At 73.3% G+C, this 3961-nt stretch carries 2 protein-coding genes and 1 pseudogene; 2 read left to right on the top strand and 1 reads right to left on the bottom strand.

What is annotated here, in order from left to right:
- On the bottom strand, positions 1-149 hold a 149-nt coding region (locus ACWD4B_RS35365), incomplete at its 3' end, for a TerD family protein (protein WP_451424617.1).
- Here ACWD4B_RS35365 and ACWD4B_RS35360 point away from each other — a divergent pair.
- Positions 84-908: pseudogene (locus ACWD4B_RS35360) on the top strand (diacylglycerol kinase family protein); the annotation flags it as partial. The gene ACWD4B_RS35365 and the pseudogene ACWD4B_RS35360 sit on opposite strands and share 66 nt — an antisense overlap.
- Before the next feature lie 140 nt (positions 909-1048).
- Positions 1049-3877, top strand: a complete 2829-nt coding sequence (locus ACWD4B_RS35355) for a DEAD/DEAH box helicase (protein ID WP_451424616.1) — start codon at positions 1049-1051, stop codon at positions 3875-3877.
- The last annotated feature ends 84 nt before the right edge of the window (positions 3878-3961 follow it).

Raw genomic sequence — 3961 nt, 5'->3', positions numbered from 1 at the left:
GTGCCCGTGGTGGTGCGGACGTCCCAGCCGAGGCCGACCGTGACGGCCGTCAGGCCCGGGGCCTCCTTGGTGAGGGAGACGTTGCCGCCCTTGGACTCCGCGACGCCGGGTTCCACGTCCGTACCGTCGTGGGCACCGACGCCCCCGATGCGCTGCGCCGCGCGCGGGAGGCGGTCGCGGGCGGGACGGGCGCACTGATCGCCGTCGGCGGCGACGGCATGGTCTCGCTCGCCCTCCAGGCCGTGGCCGGCACCCCCACCCCGCTCGGCGTGGTCGCCGTCGGCACCGGCAACGACTTCGCCCGCGCCAACCGGCTGCCCGTGCGCGACCCGGCGGCCGCCGCACGGGCCCTCGCCCGCTCGCTCAAGGAGGACGGCGGCCGGCCCGTCGATCTCGGCCGCGCCGGGGACACCTGGTTCGGCACCGTCCTCGCCTCCGGCTTCGACTCCCGCGTCAACGACCGCGGCAACCGGCTGCGCTTCCCCACCGGGCGGCTGCGCTACGACGCCGCGATGATCGCCGAACTGGCCGCCCTGCGGCCCATCCCGTACCGGATCCGCCTCGACGACGGCCCCGAGCAGCAGCTGGAGGCGACCCTCGTCGCGGTCGGCAACGCCGACTCCTACGGCGGCGGCATGCGCATCTGCGGCAGCGCCCGCCTGGACGACGGGCTCTTCGACATCACCGTCGTCGGCCCCTGCAGCCGCTCCACCCTCCTCGCCGTCTTCCCCCGGGTCTACCGCGGCACCCACCTCGGCCACCCCGTGGTCACCGTCCACCGGGCCGCCAGGGTGACCCTGGCGGCGGACGGGATCACCGGCTACGCCGACGGCGAACCGCTGGGCCCGCTGCCGCTCACCGCCGAGACGGTGCCGGGGGCCGTGCGCCTGCTCGGAGCCGCACGCTGAGACCCCTGCCCTTGCTGTGTTCCCCGGGGGCAACCCCCGGACCCCCGGCCGGTTGCTGTGTTCCCCGGGGGCAACCCCCGGACCCCCGGCCGGTTAAAGATCAGGTGTCTGTCATACGTGCCCGGTAGGCTCGTAGCAAGATGACCGACGACATGTCCCCTGCTGAGCGCTACGCCCTGGCCAGGCAGCGCGCCGCCGAGCAGGCCACTGCGCTTGCCCCGTTCCGCGAGATGTACGACTTCGAGCTGGATCCCTTCCAGATCGAGGCGTGCAAGGCCCTGGAAGCCGGAAAGGGCGTGCTGGTCGCGGCCCCGACCGGCTCGGGCAAGACCATCGTGGGCGAGTTCGCCGTCCACCTGGCCCTCACCCAGGGCCGCAAATGCTTCTACACCACGCCCATCAAGGCGCTGTCGAACCAGAAGTACAGCGACCTCGTCAAGCGCTACGGCGCCGGCAAGGTCGGCCTGCTCACCGGCGACAACAGCGTCAACGCCGAAGCCCCGGTGGTCGTGATGACCACCGAGGTGCTGCGCAACATGCTCTACGCCGGCTCGACGGAGCTGATCGGCCTCGGCCATGTGGTCATGGACGAGGTGCACTACCTCTCCGACCGCTTCCGCGGCGCCGTCTGGGAGGAGGTCATCATCCACCTCCCGGAGTCGGTGACCCTGGTCTCCCTCTCCGCCACCGTCTCCAACGCCGAGGAGTTCGGCGACTGGCTCGACACCGTCCGCGGCGACACCGAGGTGATCGTCTCCGAGCACCGGCCCGTCCCGCTGTGGCAGCACGTGCTGGCCGGGCGGCGGATGTACGACCTCTTCGAGGAGAAGGAGGCCCGCGCCGGCGCCCCCGGCACGGGCCGCCGCGAGGTCAACCCCGACCTGGTGCGCCTGGCCCGTATGGAGAACAGCCGTCCCATGGGCGGCCGCGACCGCCGCCGCGGGCGGAACCTGCGCGAGGCCGACCGCGAGCGCGACCGCCGCCAGCGCAGCAGGATCTGGACGCCCAGCCGGGTCGAGGTCATCGAACGGCTCGACGCCGAGGGCCTGTTGCCCGCCATCACCTTCATCTTCAGCCGGGCCGGCTGCGAGGCCGCCGTCCAGCAGTGCCTCTACGCGGGCCTGCGGCTCAACGACGACGCGGCGCGCGCCCGGGTCCGCTCGATCGTGGAGGAGCGCTGCGCCGCGATCCCCGACGAGGACCTGCACGTCCTGGGCTACTTCGAGTGGCTGGAGGGCCTGGAGCGGGGCATCGCCGCGCACCACGCGGGCATGCTGCCGACCTTCAAGGAGGTCGTGGAGGAGCTCTTCGTCAAGGGCCTGGTCAAGGCCGTGTTCGCCACCGAGACGCTGGCGCTGGGCATCAACATGCCCGCCCGCTCCGTGGTGTTGGAGAAGCTCGTCAAGTGGAACGGCGAGCAGCACGCCGACATCACCCCCGGCGAGTACACCCAGCTGACCGGCCGCGCCGGGCGGCGCGGCATCGACGTCGAGGGCCACGCGGTCGTGCTGTGGCAGCGCGCCATGGACCCGGCCGCCCTGGCGGGCCTGGCCGGCACGCGCACGTACCCGCTGAGATCCAGCTTCAAGCCGTCGTACAACATGGCGGTCAACCTGGTCTCCCAGTTCGGGCGGCACCGCTCCCGAGAGCTGCTGGAGACCTCCTTCGCCCAGTTCCAGGCCGACAAGTCGGTCGTCGGCATCTCGCGCCAGGTCCAGCGCAACGAGGAGGGCCTGGCCGGGTACCGCGAGGCCATCGACTGCCACCTGGGCGACTTCGAGGAGTACGCGCGGCTGCGCCGCGAGCTCAAGGACCGCGAGACGGAGCTGGCCAAGCAGGGCGCCGTGCAGCGGCGGGCCGCGGCGGCGGCCGCGCTGGAGCGGCTCAAGCCCGGGGACGTCATCCACGTGCCCACCGGCAAGTTCGCCGGCCTGGCGCTCGTGCTCGACCCCGGCACGGCCCCCGGCCGCACGGACCGGCACCGCGGCTTCGACCCCCACGAGGGGCCGCGCCCGCTGGTGCTCACCGCCGAGCGGCAGGTCAAGCGGCTGGCCCCGATCGACTTCCCGGTGCCGGTCGAGCCGCTGGAGCGGATGCGCATCCCCAAGTCCTTCAATCCGCGCAGCCCGCAGTCCCGGCGCGACCTGGCCTCCGCGCTGCGCACGAAGGCCGGGCACATCGAGCCGGACCGGCACCGCAAGTCCCGCTCGGCCGCCGTGGACGACACCGAGATCGCGCGCCTGCGCACCGCGATCCGGGCGCACCCCTGCCACGGCTGCGACGAGCGCGAGGACCACGCCCGCTGGGCCGAGCGCTACCACCGGCTGCTGCGCGACACGCGCCAGCTGGAGCGGCGCATCGAGGGCCGGACGAACACGATCGCCCGCACCTTCGACCGCATCTGCGCGCTCCTGACCGACCTCGGCTATCTGCACGGCGACGAGGTGACCGAGGACGGCCGCCGGCTGGCCCGCCTCTACGGCGAGCTGGACCTGCTGGCCTCGGAGTGCCTGCGCGACGGCGTCTGGGAAGGTCTCGATCCGGCCGAACTGGCCGCGTGCGCCTCGGCGTTGGTCTACGAGGCCCGGGCCGCGGACGAGGCGGTGGCCCCGAAGCTGCCGTCGGGCGCCGCGAAGGAGGCGCTCGCGGAGATGGTCCGCATCTGGGGCCGGCTGGACGCCCTGGAGGAACAGCACAAGATCAACCAGGCCGAGGGCGTCGGCCAGCGCGAGCCGGACCTGGGCTTCGCGTGGGCCGCGTACCGGTGGGCCTCCGGCCATGGGCTGGACGAGGTGCTGCGGGAGATCGAGATGCCGGCGGGCGACTTCGTGCGGTGGTCGAAGCAGCTGATCGATGTGCTGGGGCAGATTGCGGCCGCCGCCCCTGCGGGGAGCCCTGTTGCGCGCAATGCGCGCAAGGCGGTTGACGGTCTGCTGCGGGGTGTCGTGGCGTACTCGTCGGTGGGGTGACCGTTCCTGGGGGCTGCGCCCCCAGACCCCCTTGAACGTGCGGGCCGTTCGCGGCTGGTCGCGCAGTTCCCCGCGGCCCCGCCC

Source organism: Streptomyces sp. NPDC002536, assembly GCF_053594995.1.
This window is presented reverse-complemented; position numbering and strand designations above follow the sequence as displayed.

Excerpts from the sequence above, each read along its gene's own strand:
- ACWD4B_RS35355 (WP_451424616.1), top strand. The coding sequence starts at position 1,049 with ATGACCGACGACATGTCCCCTGCTGAGCGCTACGCCCTGGCCAGGCAG.